The following is an 18,276-nucleotide window of genomic DNA, read 5'->3' as shown; positions in this document are numbered from 1 at the left end:
GTCGTTAGGCCTCCACCCGGCGCAGCACCGCGTCGCCCGCCTGCATCTCGCCCGTGGCGCGGTCGAAGCGCAGGTAGGCGATGGCGCGGGGGCCGGAGATCGTGTGGAGGGTGCCGGCGGGGCGGCCCTCGGTGGTGATCTCGGCGCCGGGCTCCGCGGGCCCCTCAACCTCCACGAGCGCGAGGCCCTTGCGCAGCTCCGTCTTGTGCTTCATCCGCGCCGTCACCTCTTGGCCGACGTAGCAGCCCTTGCGGAAATCGACGCCGTGCAGCCGCTCGAAGCCGGCCTCGAGGATGAAGGTGTCGTCCGTCAGCTCCACGCCCGTCTCGGGCACGAGGTGGGCGACGCGCAGCGCCTCCCAGTCGGTGCCGTCATCGCCCTGCGCCTCGCCGTAGAGCCGCCAGCCGAGCGCCGGGTGGCGCGGGTCGGGCAGGGCGCCCTCGGGGGCCTCCCCGGTGCCGCGGGAGACCGTCAGCGGGCTCTCCGCCAGCGCCACCTTCGAGCGGAGCTTGTACATGGAGAGCTTCTGGAAGAGCCGCGCCGCGGCCTCCTCCGCCACGTCGATCAGGATCTCATCCCCCCGGTCCACGAGGAAGAAGTCGGCGATCAGCTTGCCCTGCGGCGTCAGCAGGGCGGCGTAGAGGATGCCGCGCTCCGCCAGCTTGCGCACATCGTTGGTGACGAGGCCCTGGAGGAAGTCCAGCCGGTCCTCGCCCGTGAGGCTGATGAGGGTTCTCATGGCGTGTCCTCCGCAAACTGCATGGCATAGAGGTCGGCATAGCGGCCGCCGCGTTCAAGGAGGGCCTCGTGCGTGCCCTCGTCCACCACCCGGCCGTCATGCATCACCACAATCCGGTCCGCCCCGCGCACGGTGGAGAGGCGGTGGGCGATGACCAGCGTGGTGCGCCCGGCCGAGAGCCGCTCCACCGCCTCCTGCACCAGCGCCTCGGTGCCGGTGTCGAGCGCGCTCGTCGCCTCGTCGAGGAGGAGGACGGGCGCGTCGCGCAGCAGCGCCCGGGCGATGGCGATGCGCTGGCGCTGCCCGCCGGAGAGGGCGGAGCCGCGGGGGCCGGCTTGCGTTTGAAGGCCGTGGGAGAGGCGGGGCAGGAAGCTGGCGACATGCGCCGCTTCCAGCACCTCAGCCAGCTCGGCCTGCGGCACGTCGCGGCCGAGGGCGATGTTCTCGTGGATGGTCTCGTCGAAGAGCAGCGCCTCCTGCGTGACGACGGCGAAGAGGCGGCGCAGCTCAGCGAGGGGCAGGGCGGTCACGTCGGTGCCGCCGAGGAGCACCCGGCCCCCCTGCGGCTCGACGAGGCGGGTCAGCACGTTGAAGATCGTGCTTTTCCCGGCGCCGGAGGCCCCGACGAGCGCCGTCGTCTTGCCTGCCTCGGCCGTGAAGCTGACGGAGGAGAGCGCGGGCATGTCGCCGTAAGAGAGCGAGACCTCCTCGAAGCGAATCTCCGGCGCGCCCTCGGGCAGGGGGGCGCCGGGTACAGGCTCCGGCCGGTCTCGGATGGTGGGCTCGGTGGAGAAGAGCTCCCGCACCCGGTCGATGGAAGCCGACGCCGCCTGCCAGAGGCCGGAGAGGTTCCCCAGCCGGCGGAGCGGCTCGAAGGCCAGCGAGATGGCGGCGAAGAAGGACATGAACTCGCCCACCGTCCGCTCGCCGGCGATGATCTGCCGGCCCGCGAACCACAGGACGAGGAAGAAGCCGATGCCGCTCATGATGTCGAGCAGCCCCGGGATCGCCGCCTGCCCGCCGGCGGCGCGGAGCGCGGCGCGCGCCTTCTCGGCATTGGCGCGCCCGAAGCGGGCGATCTGGTAACCCTCCAGCCCGCCGAGTTTGACCTGCGCGATGCCGTGCAGCGCCTCGTCGAGCCGGGTGGACATGTTGCCCGCCGCCTCCCGCGCCTCCCGCACGCGGCGGCGCACGTAGCGCTGCGCGAGGATGGCGGGCAGCACCAAGAGTGGCGTGCCGGCGAGGGCCACGACCGTCCAGCGCCAGTCGACGCTGAGGGCGACGCCGAAGAGGACGAGCACCGCGATGACGTCGCGCCCCAGCCCCGTCGCCAGCTGCTGGACGGAAGCCCCGAGCTGCGTGACATCCCCCTGCACCCGCTCGATCAGGTTGCCGGGCGGGTGGCCATGGTGGAAGGCCATGTCGAGGCTCATCAGGTGGGCGAAGAGCTTGCCCCGAAGCTCCGCCATCACCCGCTCGGAGACCTGCGTCATCGCCAGCCGCTGGCCGAGTGTGGCGGCGGCGCGCAGGAGGAAGACGCCGAGCACGCCGCCGGCGACGAGGGCCAGCGCGCCGGTGTCACCGCCGACGAGCACCTGGTCGAACATCGGCTGGATGAGCTTGGCGAGCGCGCCGAGCGCCGCGCCCTCGACCGCCATGGTGATCAGCGCCAGCCCCGCCATCTTCCAGTGCCGGCCGAGGGCCGCGCGCCAGAGCCAGCGTCCGCCGCTCTCCTCCCGCGGGGGGCGGCGGTCCGGGCTCTGGCCGGCGGGGCTCATCTGTAGGCCAGCTCGCCGCGCTCGAAGGCGGCCTGGATGGCGACGGGATCATAGCGGGTGGCGAACCACTCCTCGGGGCCGATTTGTGCGGCGTCCTGCGCGTAGAGATCGAGGACGGCATCGAGCACCGCCGTCGGGCCGCGGCGGATGTGCCAGTGCTTCCACGACAGCTGCGCCTGCGCTTCCTCGACCGGGCGGCCGAGGTGGAGGAGATAGAGCGCCGAGCCGAAGCCGGCCCTGTCCGCCCCGCTCTTGCAGTGGAGGAGGAAGGGCTTGTCGATCCGGCGGAAGATCTCGAAGGCCCGCAGCACCGCCTCCACCGGCGGCGCCTTGCGGGCGCGCAGCGGCGTCGTCCAGAGCGTCAGCCCCAGCTCGGCGCAGGCGGCGGCCTCGATGCGGAAGGCGGCGCTCGGCGGCGCGCCCCGGAGGCACAGGACGGAGCGGATGCCCTGCGCCTTGTACTCCGCCAGCCGCGCTACGGTGGGGTGGTTGGAGCGGTAGGCGCCAGGGGCGAATTCCTTGAAGTTGCGCCAGTGCCGGCGGAGGATGGCATGGTCGGCCATCGCGTATTTCCACCGGTGCCGGAAGGTGGGGGCGAAGGGCTCGCCCGCATGCGGCACCACATCCGGCACGGGAGCGCCGGTGGCGGTCTCGGGCGCGCTCTCGGCGCTCTCCGGCAGGGTGTTCGTCGGCTTTTCCATCAGCTCTTTCGCCTATCGGGACTGGGCGGGCAGGGCAAGCGAGCGCCCGCGCCACGTCTCCTCTCCTGTGTCCTTCCGGGTGCCCTTTATTGACCGGGCGCCGGGGGCGGCGTAACCGGTCCGCGCACTCCAACACCGGACGATCCCATGCTTGCCAACGGCCGCACCTACCTCGCCATTCCCGGCCCCTCCGTCATGCCCGAGCGGGTGCTCGGCGCCATGCACATGGCCGCCCCCAATATCTACGAGGGCGAGCTGCACGACATGGTGGCGCGGCTGAAACCCGATCTCGCCCGCGTCGTCGGCACCGCCCACAACGTCGCGATCTATATCGGCAACGGCCATGCCGCGTGGGAGGCCTCGCTCGCCAACGTGATCGCCCCCGGCGACAAGGTGCTGGTGCTGGCGACGGGCCGCTTCGGCATCGGCTGGGGCGAGACGGCGGCGCGGCTGGGGGCCGAGGTGGAGCATATCCGCTTCCCCTGGGGCCAGCCGGTCGACCCCGCCCAGGTGGAGGCGCATCTGCGCGCGAAAGGCCCCTACCGCGCCGTGCTCGTCTGCCAGGTGGACACGGCGACAAGCGTGAAGACGGACATCGCCCCCATCCGCGCCGCAATCGATGCGGCGGGGAGCGAGGCGCTCCTGATGGTGGACTGCATGGCCTCCCTCGGCTGCGACCGCTTCGAGATGGACGCTTCGGGCGCCGACGTGGTCACCGCCGGCTGCCAGAAGGGGCTGATGACGCCGCCGGGCCTCGCCTTCGTCTTCTTCGGCCCGCGCGCCGAGGCGGCGCAGCGCGGGGATGCCGCCAGCATCTACTGGGACTGGCGGGCCCGGGCGCATCCGGAGATCTTCTTCCAGCACTTCGGGGGGACGGCGCCGACGCACCATCTCTACGGGCTGCGTGCCGCGCTCGACATGATCTTCGAGGAGGGGCTGGAGAACGTCTGGCGTCGTCACCGCGTGCTGTCTGAGGCGATCTGGGCGGCGCTGGAGGCCTGGGACATCGGCGGCGCCCTGCGCCCCACGGTGCCGGAGCGGGCGGACCGAGCCTGGTCGGTGACGACGGTCGAGGCGGGCGGCGACAACGGCCAGCGCCTGCGCCGTTTCGTCGAGCAGCAGGCGGGCGTGACGCTGGGCATCGGCCTCGGCGCGGAGGTGCCGGCCGGCTTCTTCCGCATCGGCCACATGGGCCACGTCAACGCCCACATGGTGCTGGGCGTGCTCGGCTGCATCGGCGCCGGATTGAAGGCCCTCGACATCCCGCATGGGCAGGGCGGCCTGGACGCGGCGATGGACGTGATCGCGCGGGCCTGAAGGGGCGGGGGGCGTTGTCGCCCCGCTGAAGCGGGGAGGCGCTTCCAGAAGCGCTGCCCTCACACGCCGGCCCGTGGGGTGGCGCTCCGACGCGGGTGCGGCGCGCTTTATGCCAGCCAAACCCGTCCCGGCGGCCCGCTGAGCACCAAGCCCAGCCAGAGCGCCAGCCCGCGGGGACGGGCCGGCGCTCGCGCGGCGGCCTGCGGCTTGATTCCGCCCGGGGGAAAGAGCGGCGGCGGGGTCACCGGAGCCCTCGCCGCGAGCGAGCCCCCGTAGGGTGGGTTTCCAACCCACCATTCCCGGCCTGCCACAAGCGCCTCGGTCGCACGCCGGTCCGTGGGGTGGCGCTCCAACTGCTGTGCGGCGCGCTTTATGCCTGCCGAACCCCTCCCCGGCCCGAGCGAAGCACCAAGCCCAGCCAGAGCGCCAGCCCGCGGGGACGGGCCGGCGCTCGCGCGGCGGCCTGCGGCCTTGATTCCGCGCGGGGGACCGAGCGGCGATGTCTGGGAGGGAAGGCGGACGGTCCGGTTCTTTTCAAGTTCTCGTAGGGTGGGTTTGTAACCCACCATCCCGCCCCGCCAAGAGCGCCCCCCTCAACCCCGCGCCCGGGCCGCCGCCAGCGCTTCGGGGAGCAGCGTCGCCAGCAGGTCCATCTCCTCCGGCCGGCCGGCGGTGATGCGGATGCAGCGGTTCTGCGGCGCCGCGAAGGGCATCCGAACGAAGATGTCCCGCGCCGCCAGCTCCTCCAGCACCGCCTTCGCCAGCGCCCCGTCGCCCCCGCAATCGACCGTCACGAAGTTCGTCGCCGAGGGCAGGGCCCCCAGCCCGTTCTCGGCGGCGATGGCGGCGATGCGCTCGCGCGCCGCCGCCACCTCTCCGCGCACATGCGTCAGCCAGAGCTCGTCCTGCAGCGCCGCCAGTGCCCCGGACTGGCTGGTGCGGGACATGCCGAAGTGGTCGCGCACCTTCTCGAACACCCGGATCATGTGCCTCGGCCCCAGCGCGTAGCCCACCCGCGCCCCGGCCATGCCGTGCGCCTTGGAGAAGGTGCGGAAGCGCAGCACCTTCGGGTCCTCCACGTCCACCTCCGCCGCCGTGCCGTCCGGCGCGAACTCCACGTAGGCCTCGTCGAGGATCAAAAGCGCCCCCTCCGGCACCCGCGCGACCATTCGCGCCACCTCCGCGCCGCTGTGCCAGCTGCCCATCGGGTTGTCGGGGTTGGAGAGGTAGATGAGCTTAGCCCCCACCTCCTCGGCCTTGCCCAGCAGCGCCTCCGGGTCCTCCCTGTCGTCCCGGAACGGCACCTTCTCCGCCCGCCCGCCATGGCCGGAGACGTGGAAGTCGAAGGTCGGGTAGGAGCCGAGGGAGGAGACGGCGACCTCTCCCGGCGCCAGGAACAGGCGCACGGTCGAGCCGAGGAGGCCGTCGATCCCGGCGCCGACGACGATGTTCTCCGGCGCCACCCCGTGATGGGCCGCCAGCGCGTGGCGGAGGTCATGGGAGGCGCTGTCGCCGTATTTCCAGATCTCCCGCGCCGCCGCCTCCATGGCGGCGATGGCCTTGGGCGAGGGGCCGAAGACGCTCTCGTTGGCGCCGAGCCGGGCGCGGAAGGGCCGGCCGCGGAGGCGCTCCAGCGCCTCGGGGCCGGTGAAGGGCACGGTGGCAGGGAGCGAGGCGGCAAGCGGGGCGAGGCGCGGATCGTCGGACATGGGCGCGAGATAAGCGGGAGCGCGGCCCGGGGGCAATGGGGCTCGCCGTTCGGGCCTCCACTGGGCCCGCGCGCGATCCCCGGCCGCCCTATGCGCCCCCCGCCCCCCTTTCATCTGGCCAGAAATACCTCGGGGGTGCGGGGGCTGGCCCCCGCGCAGCTCTCCACCCCGCCCTCCCGGCGGGTTCCTGCGGCCGCCGTGCAACAGGGCCCGCAAAAGACTGGCCAGCGCGATTCGAAGCCGTTAGACTCCTTGGCAGACCCGGCAAACGGGCACCTTCGAGGCAGCGGTACGTCATGACAGAGATGGTCTACGGTGCGGCCCCCGTTCGGGCCGGCGATCCCGTTCTTCCGCGCTGGTGGCGGACGATCGACAAGTTCTCCATGGCGGGGATCCTGGGGCTCTTCGGCCTCGGCATGCTGCTCGGGCTCGCCGCCTCTCCGCCGCTGGCGGAGCGCAACGGGCTCGACCCCTTCTACTACGTCACCCGGCAGGCGATGTTCGGCGGTCTGGCGATCGCCATCATGTTCGTCACCTCGATGATGACGCCGCTGCTCATCCGCCGCCTCGCCGTGCTGGCCTTCCTTGCCTCCTTCATCGCGCTCGCCATGCTGCCCTTCTTCGGCACCGACTTCGGCAAGGGCGCGACACGCTGGTACTCGCTCGGCTTCGCCTCCTTCCAGCCGTCGGAGTTCCTCAAGCCCGTCTTCGTCGTCCTGTGCGCCTGGCTGATGGCGGCGGGGCAGGAGGTGGGTGGGCCGCCCGGCCGGATGTGGAGCTTCATCGTGGCCGTGCTCGTGGCCGGCCTCCTCGTCATCCAGCCGGATTTCGGGCAGGCCTGCCTCGTGCTCTTCTCCTGGGGCGTGATGTACTTCGTTTCCGGCGCCTCGATGGTGCTGATCTTCTCGATCTTCGGGCTCGTCGTCGGCGCCGGCATCGTCGCCTACAACTCGTCGGAGCACTTCGCCCGGCGGATTGACGGCTTCCTCGCCGCCGAGGTCGACCCCACGACCCAGATCGGCTACGCCACCAACGCCATCCGCGAGGGCGGCTTCTTTGGCGTCGGTGTCGGCGAGGGGCAGGTGAAGTGGTCGCTGCCCGATGCCCATACCGACTTCATCATCGCCGTGGCGGCGGAGGAATACGGGCTGGTGCTCGTCCTCGCCATCATCGCGCTCTTCCTCTTCGTCACCCTGCGCTCGCTCTTCCGCCTGACGAAGGAGCGTGACCCCTTCATCCGCCTCGCCGGCACGGGCCTCGCCTGCGCCTTCGGCGTACAGGCGATGATCAACATGGGCGTGGCCGTCCGCCTGCTGCCCGCCAAGGGCATGACGCTGCCCTTCGTTTCCAACGGTGGCTCGTCCGTCCTCGCGGCCGGCCTCGCGGTGGGGATGCTCCTGGCCTTCACGCGCACCCGGCCGCAGGGCGGCATGTCGGACATCTTCGGGCGGGGCCGTTGAGAGCCCCGCTCCTCGTCATCGCCGCCGGGGGGACCGGCGGGCACATGTTCCCCGCGCAGGCGCTGGCAGAGGAGATGCTGGCGCGCGGCTGGCGGGTGCGCCTGTCCACCGATGCGCGCGGCGCCCGCTATGCCGGCGGCTTCCCCGACGCGGTCGAGCGGCAGGTGGCGGCGAGCGCCACCTTCGCGCGCGGCGGGGCGGCGGCGAAGGTGGCAGTGCCCTTCCGCATCGCGGGCGGCGTGGCGGGGACGATCCGTGCCATGCGGGCCGACCGTCCGGCGCTCGTCGCCGGATTCGGCGGCTACCCGGCGATCCCCGCCATGAGCGCCGCCGTGGCGCTGGGCCTGCCCCGGCTGATCCATGAGCAGAACGGCGTCCTCGGCAAAGTGAACCAGCTCTTCGCCCGCCGCGTGCCCGTCATCGCCTGCGGCACATGGCCGACCGAGGTGCCGGGCGGCGCCGAGGCGCTCCACATCGGCAACCCGGTGCGCAGCGCCATCCGCGCCAAGGCCGGCGCGGCCTACAAGGCCCCCGGGGCCGAGGGGCCGCTGCGCCTCTTGATCCTCGGCGGCAGCCAGGGCGCGCGTGTCCTCTCCGATGTCGTGCCGGGGGCGCTGGCGGCGCTGCCGGAAGCGATGCGCGGGCAGCTCGACATCTCTCACCAGGCGCGGCCGGAGGATGTCGATCGGGTCAAGAGCTTCTATGCCAAGGCCGGTCTCCTCGCGACCGTCACCCCCTTCTTCGACGACGTGCCGGAGCGGATGAGCGCGGCGCAGCTGGTCATCGCCCGCTCCGGCGCCTCCACCGTCGCCGACCTCACCACTATCGGCCGCCCCGCGATCTTCATCCCCTACGCCGCCGCCGCGCGTGACGAGCAGACGGCGAATGCCTGCGGCCTCGTCAGCGCCGGCGCGGCGGAGGTGATGCAGGAGCGGGACCTGACGGCCGAGGCTCTCACCGCCCGGCTGGAGGTGCTGCTCGCCGGGCCGGAACCGGCCAGCACCATGGCGCGCGCCGCCCTCTCGCTCGGCAGGCCCGACGCGGCGGAGCGGCTTGCCGAGCTTGTCGAACGCCTCGCCGGGGGCCAACAAGGGAAAAACTGATGGACGGAACGCTCATGGCCGCTGCCACCAAACTGCCGCTCGATATCGGCCCGATCCACTTCGTCGGCATCGGCGGCATCGGCATGTCCGGCATCGCCGAGGTGCTGCTCAACCTCGGCTACCGGGTGCAGGGCTCCGACGCGAAGTCGAGCAAGATCACCGAGCGGCTGGAGGGCCTCGGCGCCCAGATCCACATCGGGCAGGCTGAGGAGAACCTCGAGGGCGCCGAAGTCGTCGTGATCTCGTCCGCCATCAAGCCTGGCAACCCCGAGCTCGACGGCGCCCGGCGCCGTGGCCTGCCCGTGGTGCGCCGCGCCGAGATGCTGGCCGAGCTGATGCGCATGAAGAGCAACGTCGCCGTCGCCGGAACGCACGGCAAGACGACGACCACCACGCTGGTCGCGACGCTTCTGGATGCCGGCGATATCGACCCGACGGTGGTGAACGGCGGCATCATCCACGCCTATGGCTCGAACGCCCGGATGGGGCAGGGCGAGTGGATGGTGGTGGAGGCCGACGAGAGCGACGGCACCTTCAACCGCCTGCCGGCGACCATCGCCATCGTCACGAACATCGACCCCGAGCACATGGAGCATTGGGGCAGCATCGAAAACCTCCGCCAGGGCTTCTACGACTTCGTCTCGAACATCCCCTTCTACGGCGTGGCCGTGCTCTGCACCGACCACCCCGAGGTGCAGGCGCTCGTCGGCCGGATCACTGACCGCAAGGTGCTGACCTTCGGCTTCAACTCCCAGGCCGACGTGCGGGCGGTGAACCTGACCTACAAGGCCGGCTGCGCCCAGTTCGACGTGGCGTTGCAATCGGAAGGCGAAGTCATCGAGGGCTGCACGCTGCCGATGCCGGGGGACCACAACGTCTCCAACGCGCTTGCCGCCGTCGCCGTCGCCCGCCACCTCGGCATGAGTAAGGCGGAGATCCGCGATGCGCTCGCCGGCTTCGGCGGGGTAAACCGGCGCTTCACCAAGGTGGGCGAGGTGAACGGCGTCACCATCATCGACGATTACGGCCATCACCCGGTGGAGATCGCCGCCGTGCTGAAGGCGGCGCGGCAAGCCTCCGAGGGGCGGGTCATCGCCGTGCACCAGCCGCACCGCTACTCGCGCCTGTCGACGCTGTTCGAAGATTTCTGCACCTGCTTCAACGAGGCGGACGTGGTCGGCATCGCCGAGGTCTATGCCGCCGGCGAGGCGCCCATCGAGGGCGCCGACCGCGATGCGCTGGTCGCCGGGCTGATCCGCCACGGCCATCGCCACGCCCGCGCCGTCACCTCGGAGGATGATCTGGAGCGGCTGGTGCGCGAGCAGGCGCGGGAGGGCGACATCGTCGTCTGCCTCGGCGCAGGCACGATCAGCACATGGGCGAACAACCTCCCGGCGCGACTGGCCAAATAGGCAAGCTTCCGCCGGCCCGGGGATCTCCGCGCCGGTGCCACATTGCTGCCCCCTCCGCCCGGCATTCGGTGCCGCAAAAGCAAGGAGGAGGCCGCAATGACGGTATCGCTGATCGCGGGGATCATCTGGGTGCTGGCCGGCAGTGTCACGGCGAAGCTGCCGATGCGCCACCAGGTGGCGCCGGGCCTCGCGCTCATCGCGACCGCGCCGGTGCTGCTCGGCTGGATCGCCTGGGATCACGGCTGGATCTGGCTCGTCCTCGGCCTCGCCGCCTTCGTCTCGATGATGCGACACCCGCTGCGCTATCTCCTCGCCCGGATGCGGGGTGAGGCGCCCGGCATGCCGGCGGAGATGCGCCGGTGATCAGCGGGTTCGATCCGGCGATCCTCGCCGCCTGCCTCTGGCTGGTGGTGGCGAACGTGATCGGCATGCTCCCCTCGAAGGACCATCACTGGGGCGCCGCCCGCTGGCTGATCGGGGCGCTGGTGCCGCTGCTCGCCTGGGTGTTCTGGTCTGAGCCGTGGTGGCTGGGGTTGGCCCTGCTGGCGGCGGCGGCGAGCACCTTGCGCTGGCCGGTCTACTTCGGCTGGCGCTGGGTGCGGCGGCGGCTGGGGATGAAGGTCTCGGACACCGTCTGAGCGGGGCGCAGATTTCCATATGGAAATCGGAGGCGGAAACCATATGGTTTGCGCTTCCCGGCTGCGCGGGGAAGCGATATCCGCGCAGAAAATCGTGCACGGAAATCGCGCGATTTCCGTGGCCCGGCGGCGGGCGGCTTGCTACCACCGGCCCCATGACAGCGCTCCCCACGCCCCGCGGCCCCCTCACCCCCGACCGTCCCCTCGCCGACCTCACCTGGCTCAGGGTCGGCGGCCCGGCGGAGTGGTTCTTCCAGCCGGCCGACGAGGCGGATCTCTCCGCCTTCCTCGCGGGGCTCGACCCGGCCGTCCCCGTCTTTCCGATGGGTGTCGGCTCGAACCTCATCGTCCGCGACGGCGGCATCCGGGGCGTCGTCATCCGCCTCGGGCGGGGCTTCAACGGCATCGAGATCGCGGGCGAGACCGTCACTGCCGGCGCCGCCGCGCTCGACGCCCATGTCGCCCGCCGGGCGGCGGAGCAGGGGAGGGACCTGACCTTCCTGCGCACCATCCCCGGCAGCATCGGCGGCGCGGTGACCATGAATGCCGGCTGCTACGGCACCTACGTCGCCGACCACCTCGCCAGCATCCGCCTAGCTCTGCGCGACGGCACCATCGAGGAGCGCCCGGCCGAGGCGCTGTCGCTCGCCTACCGCTCCTCTCAGATCCCCGCGGGCGCCGTCATCCTCTCCGCCACCTTCCGCGCTCCCTCCGGCGACCCCGCCGAGCTGACCGCCCGGATGGAGGCGCAGCTGGCCAAGCGCGACGAGACGCAGCCGACGAAGGACCGCACGGCGGGGTCGACCTTCCGCAATCCGGCGGGGTTCTCCTCCACCGGCCGGGCCGATGACACGCATGAGCTGAAGGCCTGGAAGCTGATCGAGGAGGCGGGAATGCGGGGCGTCACGCAGGGCGGCGCAATCATGAACCCCAAGCATGCCAATTTCCTGACCAATTCGGGCGGCGCCACCGCGCAAGACCTTGAGTCATTGGGCGAAGAGGTCCGAAAGAGGGTTTACGCATCATCCGGCATGACGCTAGAGTGGGAAATCATGCGGGTCGGCGAACCGGCACACTCACAAGAAGCTGAACGCCGCTCGGGTGACGAGCTATAACCACCGGGAAAACCGGGGGAATTTCGAGGCAGGGCGTGGCAGCGCCCCAGTATAAGCAAGGCCGCAAAAGGCCTGCATTTGAGGCGGTTCAATGGCGAGCGGGGCTCCCCCGAAGGTTGCCGTATTGATGGGCGGTCGGTCCGCCGAGAGAGAGGTCTCCCTCTCGACCGGGGCCGAATGTGCGCAGGCTCTGCGCGAGGCCGGATATGCGGTGAGCGAAGTCGAGGCGGGCGGCGATCTCGCCGAACGGCTGGCTGCCGATCGGCCGGATGTCGCCTTCAATGCCCTCCATGGCCGCTGGGGCGAGGATGGCTGCGTGCAGGGCATCCTCGAGTGGCTGCAGATCCCCTACACCCATTCCGGCGTCCTCGCCTCCGCCCTCGCCATGGACAAGCAGCGCAGCAAGGAGGCGTTCCGCGCCGCCGGCCTGCCGTTCCTCGACAGCCGCATCGTGGCGCGGGGCGAGGCCGAGGCCCGCCACGTGCTGCCGCCGCCTTACGTGGTGAAGCCGAACAACGAGGGCTCCTCCGTCGGCGTCTACATCGTCACCGAGGCCGCCAACGGCCCGCCGCAGCTGGCCCGCGAGATGCCCGCCGAGGTGATGGTGGAGGCCTACGCGCCGGGCCGAGAGTTGACGACGGCGGTGCTGCTCGACCGGCCGCTGACCGTCACCGACATCCTCACCGACGGCTGGTACGATTACCACGCCAAGTACGCGACCGGCGGCTCGCGCCACGTGGTGCCCGCCGAGGTCCCGGACGAGATTTTCGGCGCCTGCCTCGACTACGCGCTGCGCGCCCATCGGGCGCTCGGCTGCCGGGGCCTCAGCCGCACCGATTTTCGCTGGGACGAGGCACGCGGGCTCGACGGGCTGGTGCTGCTGGAGACCAACACCCAGCCGGGGATGACGCCCACCTCGCTCGCCCCCGAACAGGCGGCGGTGGAGGGCATCTCCTTCCCTGACCTGTGTGCCATGCTCGTGGAGGATGCCTCATGTTCGCGATGAAACCGCCGGCCCGGCGTGATCCGGCGCCCTCGCGGCTCGGCTACCGCTTTCACCGGCTCTGGCTGACGCCGCTCTTTCGCATCTTCCTGCGGGTGATCCTGCCGGTCTTTGCGCTCTTCCTGATCTCCGCCGCCTATGTCGCGGACGACGAGAACTGGGCGGCCATCGAGGCGCGCTACACCGCCGTCGTCCAGTCCTTCCAGGAGCGGCCTGAGTTCATGGTGACGGGCGTCGATATCCGCGGCGCCGACATCGCGCTCGCCGCGGCCATCAACGGCCTCTTGCCCTTCGAATTTCCCGTCACCTCCTTCGCCATCGACCTCGGCGGGCTGAAGGAAGAGATCACCGCGCTGACCGCCGTCAAGGAGGCGCGCCTGCGCGTGCAGACCGGCGGCACGCTGCGCGTCGACGTCACGCAGCGCCGGCCGGTGGCCATCTGGCGGCACGTGGACGGGCTCCGCCTCGTCGATGCCGACGGCGTGCTGACCGGCATGGTGCCTAACCGCACCGACCGGCCCGACCTGCCGCTGATCGCCGGCGACGGCGCGCGGGAGTCGACGGTGGAGGCGATGGCGCTCTTCGCCGCGGCCGAGCCGATCATGCCGCGCGTGCGCGGGCTGGTGCGCATGGGTGAGCGCCGGTGGGATCTGGTGCTCGACCGCGGCCAGCGCATCCTGCTCCCCGAGGAAGGCGCCGTGCCGGCGCTGGAGCGGGTGCTGGCGCTGCACGAGGCGCAGCGGATGCTCGACCTCGACATCGTCGTCGTCGACATGCGCTCGGCGGCGCGGCCGACGGTGCGGCTCTCCACCTTCGCGGAGGAGCATCTGCGCACCGTGGCGGAGCGCCGCCAGTGAGCGGAGATCCTGTGAGCGCATCCATCAAGGAATTCGACCGGGCCAGGGCCGGGGCGAGACAACCCGGGCGTCAGGAGCACGGGGCAGACGGCGCGAGGGGACAGCGCGCCATGGGGCAGGGCGGGCGCGTGGGGGCGCGCGAAGCGGAGAACGAGACATGAGAGACCTCTACCAGCGGCAGCGGCGGATGCGGGCCCTTCGCAAGGCAGCACTCCAGCGGCGGGTCATCGCGGTGCTCGACGTGGGCACCTCGAAGATCGCCTGCCTGATCCTGCGCTTCGACGGGCCGGAGCGCTTCATGGGCACCGACGGCGTCGGCTCCATGGCTGGGCAGAGCGCCTTCCGGGTGATCGGCGCCGCCACGACGCGGGCGCGCGGGATGCGCCATGGCGAGGTGGTGAACATGGCCGAGGCGGAGCGGGCGATCCGCACCGCCATCCAGTCCGCCCAGAAGATGGCCGAGACGCGGGTCGATCACGCTATCACCTGCTTCTCCGGCGCCCGCCCCCGCTCCTACGGGCTGGAGGGCTCGGTGGAGCTGCACGGTCAGCAGGTCGGCGACATGGATATCGGCCGCGTCCTCGCCGCCTGTGACGAGCCCGATTACGGCGACGGGCGAGAGGTGCTGCACGCCCAGCCCGTCAACTTCTCCATCGACCACCGCTCCGGCCTCGCCGATCCGCGCGGGCAGGCGGGCACGCGCCTGTCGACCGACCTGCACGTGCTGACGGTCGAGGGGCAGAGCATCGACAACCTGCTCACCTGCATCGAGCGCTGTGACCTTGAGCTGGCGGGGCTTGCCTCCTCCTCCTACGTCTCGGCCGTCTCGAGCCTCGTGGAGGACGAGCAGGAGCTCGGCGCCGCCTGCATCGACATGGGCGGCGGCTCCACCGGCGTCTCCATCTTCTACCGCGGCCACATGATCGGCGCCGATGCCGTGCGGCTAGGCGGGGAGCACGTGACCGGCGACATCTCCATGGGACTGCAGGTGCCGTGGGCCCAGGCGGAGCGGATCAAGACCAAGCATGGCGGCACCACCGCCACCGGCATGGACGACCGCGAGATGATCGAGATCGGCGGCGACAGCGGCGACTGGGAGAAGGACCGCCGCCGCGTCTCCCGCGCGGAGCTTATCGGCATCATGCGCCCGCGCCTCGAGGAGATCCTCGAGGAGGTGCGCGCCCGGCTCGACGCGGCCGGGTTCGAGTACATGCCCTCGCAGCAGATCGTGCTGACGGGCGGCGGCAGCCAGATCCCGGGGCTGGAAGGGCTCGCGAGCCGCATCCTCGGCCAGCAGGTCCGCCTGGGCCGGCCGCTGCGCGTCGCCGGCCTGCCGCAGGCGACGACGGGTCCGGCCTTCTCCTCTGCCGTCGGGCTGGCGCTCTTCGCCGCCCACCCGCAGGACGAATGGTGGGATTTCGACGTGCCGGCGGAAAGCGTGCCCTCGCGCTCGCTCCGCCGCGCCGTGAAGTGGTTCAAGGACAACTGGTAGGGCCGCGCGCCGCCTTGCCTTTTCCCCGGCGGTGCCGCCGGGGCAGGGGTAATTAGCGGGGTGACGGGCTGCCGGGGGCGTGGTAAGATTTTGGTAAGGTCGCCGCACACGTGCGACCGGAGGCAGACGGAGCAGTCGTCTGAACAGTGATGAAGACCCGTACTCACCGCCGCAGCCCACGGGCCGCGCGGCCTGAGGGCGTCCGCCCCAGATGTCGTGTCGCTGCCGCCCTTGGCGGCTAGGGGTCGTCAGATCGGCATCATCTTGCCGGCGGCCCGCGTTACCACAGCATATTTCGTGTCATTCCTGCGGTTTTGACGTGACGGGCTGGGCAGGCAGGGTTAGAATCAAGGCCAACAGGCAGGGCGCCCGGGGGACGGGCCGGACGGAAACAAAGCAGGACAGGCAGACCGACATGACACTCAATCTCTCCATGCCCGGGCAAGACGATGACCTGAAGCCGCGCATCACGGTCTTCGGCGTCGGCGGGGCCGGCGGCAACGCCGTCAACAACATGATCGAGAAAGAGCTCGACGGCGTCGAGTTCGTGGTGGCCAATACCGACGCGCAGGCGCTCCAGCAGAGCCGCGCCACGGCCAAGATCCAGATGGGCATCAAGGCGACCGAGGGCCTCGGCGCCGGCGCCCGCCCGTCCGTGGGCGCCTCCGCCGCCGAGGAGAGCATCGAGCAGATCCTCGATCACCTCGCCGGCGCGCACATGTGCTTCATCACCGCCGGTATGGGCGGCGGCACCGGCACCGGCGCCGCGCCGATCATCGCGCAGGCCGCGCGCGAGCTGGGCGTGCTGACCGTGGGCGTCGTCACCAAGCCCTTCCAGTTCGAGGGCTCCAAGCGGATGCGTCAGGCCGAGGAGGGCGTCGAGGCCCTGCAGAAGGTCGTCGACACGCTGATCATCATCCCGAACCAGAACCTGTTCCGCATCGCGACGGAGAAGACCACGTTCACCGAGGCCTTCTCGATGGCCGATGACGTGCTCTACCAGGGTGTGAAGGGCGTGACCGACCTGATGGTCCGCCCCGGCCTCATCAACCTCGACTTCGCCGACGTCCGCGCCGTGATGGACGAGATGGGCAAGGCCATGATGGGCACCGGCGAGGCCGATGGCGAAGATCGCGCCATCATTGCCGCCGAGAACGCCATCGCCAACCCGCTGCTCGACGAGATCAGCCTCGAAGGCGCCAAGGGTGTGCTCATCAACATCACCGGTGGTCACGACCTCACGCTGTTCGAACTCGACGAGGCCGCCAACAAGATCCGCGAGAAGGTCGACCCGGACGCGAACATCATCGTCGGCTCGACGCTCGATCCGTCGATGGAAGGCGCCATCCGCGTCTCCGTCGTCGCGACCGGCATCGACGCCGTGGCCCGGACGGAGGAGATGCCCGTCCCGCGCCGCAAGATGAGCGCGCCGCTGCCGCAGACCGCCGCCCGCGCCGAAGAGCCCGAGCCGCAGCAGCCGGCGCGCCGCCCGGCCGCCGCCGTGGCGGCATCGGAAGCCCGCCGCGCCCGCACTGCCGAGGCGGAGGCGCCGCAGGCCCGCACGCAGCCGCAGAGGGCCCAGCCGCAGCCGGAGCCCGAGGTGGACGAGTACCACGAGCCGGAGCCGGGCCTCTTCGACAGCGCCTTCGACGACAGCTACGAGGACGAGGGCGCCCAGATGGTCGACGACGATCTGCCGCCGCCCGCCTATCGCCCCCGCTCCGAGGCCCCGGTCACGCGGCCGGCGGAAGACTTCGTCGCCCCCGGCCGCCCGCCGGCCGGCACGCCGACGCCCGAGGCGGTCGCCCGCCTGCGCGCCCTGACGGCCCGCCGCTCCGGCGACGCGCCGGCCCCGGCCCGCGCCGCCCAGCCGACCCCGCAGCAGCAGCCCGCCGCGCAGGGCGAGGGAGCCCACGCCCGCCGCTCGGGCATCGGTGGCCTCCTCGGCCGCATGACGGGCCAGCCGGAAGGCGCCGCCCAGCAGGGCAACGCCCAGCCGCAGCAGGCGCCGCGCCAGCAGCCGGCCGCGCGCCAGCAGCCGCGCGTCAATTCCTGGGACGAAGACGAGGCCGATCCCGAGCAGGAGCGCATCGAGATCCCGGCCTTCCTGCGCCGCCAGGCCAACTGACGCCTTCAGGCGTCCACCACCACTCACAAGAACCCGCGGCCCCCGGAGATCTCTCCGGGGGCCGTTTTTCTTTGCGCGGGCCGCCCCCGTATTCACCTCGCGTCAGCCAATTCCCGGGATTTCTGGGGACCGGACGCCCCCGCCGGGATAGGAGATCCCGGCGGGGGCGCGTGGCCGGACAAAGGCGCAGGAGGCGAGCGTATGGGCGATGTTCTTGAGCAGCAGGACGTAGCGGAGGCGGCAAGGCAGGGTGGGCCGGTGCGGGAGCGAATCCTCACCGCCGCGGGGTTCCTCTTCTACCAGCACGGCTACCGCGCCGTGGGGATCGACCGGGTGGTCGCCGAGGCCGGCGTCGCCAAGGCCACCTTCTACAAGTGCTACGGCTCCAAGGACGCGCTGATCGTCGCGTGGATCGAGCGCTGCGCCGCGACGCTGCGTGATGCCGCCTCGCCGGCGGACGGTCCGCGGCCGCTCACCGAGTGGGGCCTCTCTGCCATCCGCCGCGCCCAGCGGGACTGGGCCATGGGCTGCGCCTTCCAGACGGCGGCGGCGGAATTCTCCGACCCGCACCACCCCGTCCACGCCGCCGCAGCCCACGTGAAGCGCCGGATGATCGCCGGCCTCGCCACGCGGGCGGAGGCGGAGGGGCTGGATGCGCCGGAGGCGGCGGCGGAGGCCGTCTTCCTATTCGTAGAGGGGGTGCTCGCCTCGGTGCGCATGTTCGGCGCGCGGGCGCCGCTCGCCCATGCTCCGGCTGCGCTCTGCCGCCTGACGGGGGCGCCGCTCGCCTGACCGTGGCTTGACCCGCCTGCGCCGCGCCCGCA

The 18,276-nt window shown here is 71.5% G+C and carries 16 protein-coding genes; 12 read left to right on the top strand and 4 right to left on the bottom strand.

The window, feature by feature from the left end:
• Positions 1 to 4 precede the first annotated feature (4 nt).
• The 3 genes from ygfZ to GY170_RS10555 are packed head-to-tail and all read right to left on the bottom strand — an operon-like array spanning position 5 to position 3,218.
• Positions 5 to 739, bottom strand: coding sequence for a CAF17-like 4Fe-4S cluster assembly/insertion protein YgfZ (gene ygfZ / locus GY170_RS10565; RefSeq protein ID WP_163893222.1), 735 nt, complete (start codon positions 737 to 739; stop codon positions 5 to 7).
• Complete coding sequence (locus GY170_RS10560; RefSeq protein WP_163893219.1) at positions 736 to 2,517, bottom strand: ABC transporter ATP-binding protein; 1,782 nt, start codon at positions 2,515 to 2,517, stop codon at positions 736 to 738. Before GY170_RS10560 ends, ygfZ begins: the two co-directional genes overlap by 4 nt.
• Positions 2,514 to 3,218: a tyrosine-protein phosphatase gene (locus tag GY170_RS10555; RefSeq protein WP_163893216.1), complete on the bottom strand. Its 705-nt coding sequence runs from the start codon at positions 3,216 to 3,218 to the stop codon at positions 2,514 to 2,516. Before GY170_RS10555 ends, GY170_RS10560 begins: the two co-directional genes overlap by 4 nt.
• A gap of 147 nt (positions 3,219 to 3,365) precedes the next feature.
• Between GY170_RS10555 and GY170_RS10550 the strand changes: the two genes are divergently transcribed.
• On the top strand, positions 3,366 to 4,535 hold the full coding sequence (locus GY170_RS10550) for a pyridoxal-phosphate-dependent aminotransferase family protein (RefSeq protein WP_163893212.1): 1,170 nt from the start codon (positions 3,366 to 3,368) through the stop codon (positions 4,533 to 4,535).
• 593 nt (positions 4,536 to 5,128) lie between these two features.
• On the opposite strand, the gene GY170_RS10545 is transcribed toward GY170_RS10550, so the two are convergent.
• Positions 5,129 to 6,244 (bottom strand): pyridoxal phosphate-dependent aminotransferase, encoded by a 1,116-nt coding sequence (locus GY170_RS10545; protein ID WP_163893209.1) that lies wholly within the window; start codon positions 6,242 to 6,244, stop codon positions 5,129 to 5,131.
• A 296-nt stretch (positions 6,245 to 6,540) separates the two neighbouring features.
• Between GY170_RS10545 and GY170_RS10540 the strand changes: the two genes are divergently transcribed.
• The 11 genes from GY170_RS10540 to GY170_RS10490 all read left to right on the top strand — a co-directional run bounded on the left by GY170_RS10540 (position 6,541) and on the right by GY170_RS10490 (position 18,244).
• Positions 6,541 to 7,704 (top strand): peptidoglycan glycosyltransferase FtsW, encoded by a 1,164-nt coding sequence (locus GY170_RS10540; protein ID WP_163893205.1) that lies wholly within the window; start codon positions 6,541 to 6,543, stop codon positions 7,702 to 7,704.
• Complete coding sequence (gene murG, locus GY170_RS10535; protein WP_163893202.1) at positions 7,701 to 8,807, top strand: undecaprenyldiphospho-muramoylpentapeptide beta-N-acetylglucosaminyltransferase; 1,107 nt, start codon at positions 7,701 to 7,703, stop codon at positions 8,805 to 8,807. Before GY170_RS10540 ends, murG begins: the two co-directional genes overlap by 4 nt.
• A 14-nt stretch (positions 8,808 to 8,821) precedes the next feature.
• The gene (murC, locus tag GY170_RS10530) at positions 8,822 to 10,219 is read left to right on the top strand and encodes a UDP-N-acetylmuramate--L-alanine ligase (RefSeq protein ID WP_203531298.1); all 1,398 of its coding nucleotides are present in this window, start codon (positions 8,822 to 8,824) and stop codon (positions 10,217 to 10,219) included.
• Positions 10,220 to 10,315: 96 nt separating this feature from the next.
• Positions 10,316 to 10,582, top strand: coding sequence for a DUF2484 family protein (locus GY170_RS10525; protein WP_163893196.1), 267 nt, complete (start codon positions 10,316 to 10,318; stop codon positions 10,580 to 10,582).
• Positions 10,579 to 10,857, top strand: coding sequence for a DUF2484 family protein (locus GY170_RS10520; protein ID WP_235937833.1), 279 nt, complete (start codon positions 10,579 to 10,581; stop codon positions 10,855 to 10,857). The genes GY170_RS10525 and GY170_RS10520 overlap by 4 nt, the downstream gene beginning before the upstream one ends.
• Positions 10,858 to 11,012: 155 nt before the next feature.
• Positions 11,013 to 11,972, top strand: a complete 960-nt coding sequence (gene murB / locus GY170_RS10515; RefSeq protein WP_163893193.1) for a UDP-N-acetylmuramate dehydrogenase — start codon at positions 11,013 to 11,015, stop codon at positions 11,970 to 11,972.
• Between the two features lie 91 nt (positions 11,973 to 12,063).
• Positions 12,064 to 12,978: a D-alanine--D-alanine ligase gene (locus GY170_RS10510; RefSeq protein WP_163893190.1), complete on the top strand. Its 915-nt coding sequence runs from the start codon at positions 12,064 to 12,066 to the stop codon at positions 12,976 to 12,978.
• Complete coding sequence (locus GY170_RS10505; RefSeq protein ID WP_163893187.1) at positions 12,966 to 13,832, top strand: cell division protein FtsQ/DivIB; 867 nt, start codon at positions 12,966 to 12,968, stop codon at positions 13,830 to 13,832. Before GY170_RS10510 ends, GY170_RS10505 begins: the two co-directional genes overlap by 13 nt.
• A 157-nt stretch (positions 13,833 to 13,989) precedes the next feature.
• A complete protein-coding gene (gene ftsA, locus GY170_RS10500; RefSeq protein WP_163893185.1) occupies positions 13,990 to 15,324 on the top strand; it encodes a cell division protein FtsA in 1,335 nt (444 codons plus the stop codon).
• A gap of 415 nt (positions 15,325 to 15,739) precedes the next feature.
• Positions 15,740 to 17,452: a cell division protein FtsZ gene (gene ftsZ, locus GY170_RS10495; protein WP_163893182.1), complete on the top strand. Its 1,713-nt coding sequence runs from the start codon at positions 15,740 to 15,742 to the stop codon at positions 17,450 to 17,452.
• A gap of 201 nt (positions 17,453 to 17,653) precedes the next feature.
• Entirely contained in the window at positions 17,654 to 18,244 is a 591-nt protein-coding gene (locus GY170_RS10490; protein WP_163893178.1) for a TetR/AcrR family transcriptional regulator, read from the top strand.
• Positions 18,245 to 18,276 lie beyond the last annotated feature (32 nt).

Origin of the sequence: Pseudoroseicyclus tamaricis (assembly GCF_012070395.1) — a bacterium.
GTDB classification, from domain to species: Bacteria; Pseudomonadota; Alphaproteobacteria; order Rhodobacterales; family Rhodobacteraceae; genus Pseudoroseicyclus_A; species Pseudoroseicyclus_A tamaricis.
This window is presented reverse-complemented; position numbering and strand designations above follow the sequence as displayed.

Bases quoted from the DNA above. Each gene is read 5' to 3' on its own strand.
- ygfZ (WP_163893222.1), bottom strand. From the start codon at position 739: ATGAGAACCCTCATCAGCCTCACGGGCGAGGACCGGCTGGACTTCCTC.
- GY170_RS10560 (WP_163893219.1), bottom strand. From the start codon at position 2,517: ATGAGCCCCGCCGGCCAGAGCCCGGACCGCCGCCCCCCGCGGGAGGAG.
- GY170_RS10555 (WP_163893216.1), bottom strand. From the start codon at position 3,218: ATGGAAAAGCCGACGAACACCCTGCCGGAGAGCGCCGAGAGCGCGCCC.
- GY170_RS10550 (WP_163893212.1), top strand. From the start codon at position 3,366: ATGCTTGCCAACGGCCGCACCTACCTCGCCATTCCCGGCCCCTCCGTC.
- GY170_RS10545 (WP_163893209.1), bottom strand. From the start codon at position 6,244: ATGTCCGACGATCCGCGCCTCGCCCCGCTTGCCGCCTCGCTCCCTGCC.
- GY170_RS10540 (WP_163893205.1), top strand. From the start codon at position 6,541: ATGACAGAGATGGTCTACGGTGCGGCCCCCGTTCGGGCCGGCGATCCC.
- murC (WP_203531298.1), top strand. From the start codon at position 8,822: ATGGCCGCTGCCACCAAACTGCCGCTCGATATCGGCCCGATCCACTTC.
- GY170_RS10525 (WP_163893196.1), top strand. From the start codon at position 10,316: ATGACGGTATCGCTGATCGCGGGGATCATCTGGGTGCTGGCCGGCAGT.
- murB (WP_163893193.1), top strand. From the start codon at position 11,013: ATGACAGCGCTCCCCACGCCCCGCGGCCCCCTCACCCCCGACCGTCCC.
- GY170_RS10510 (WP_163893190.1), top strand. From the start codon at position 12,064: ATGGCGAGCGGGGCTCCCCCGAAGGTTGCCGTATTGATGGGCGGTCGG.
- GY170_RS10505 (WP_163893187.1), top strand. From the start codon at position 12,966: ATGTTCGCGATGAAACCGCCGGCCCGGCGTGATCCGGCGCCCTCGCGG.
- ftsA (WP_163893185.1), top strand. From the start codon at position 13,990: ATGAGAGACCTCTACCAGCGGCAGCGGCGGATGCGGGCCCTTCGCAAG.
- ftsZ (WP_163893182.1), top strand. From the start codon at position 15,740: ATGACACTCAATCTCTCCATGCCCGGGCAAGACGATGACCTGAAGCCG.
- GY170_RS10490 (WP_163893178.1), top strand. From the start codon at position 17,654: ATGGGCGATGTTCTTGAGCAGCAGGACGTAGCGGAGGCGGCAAGGCAG.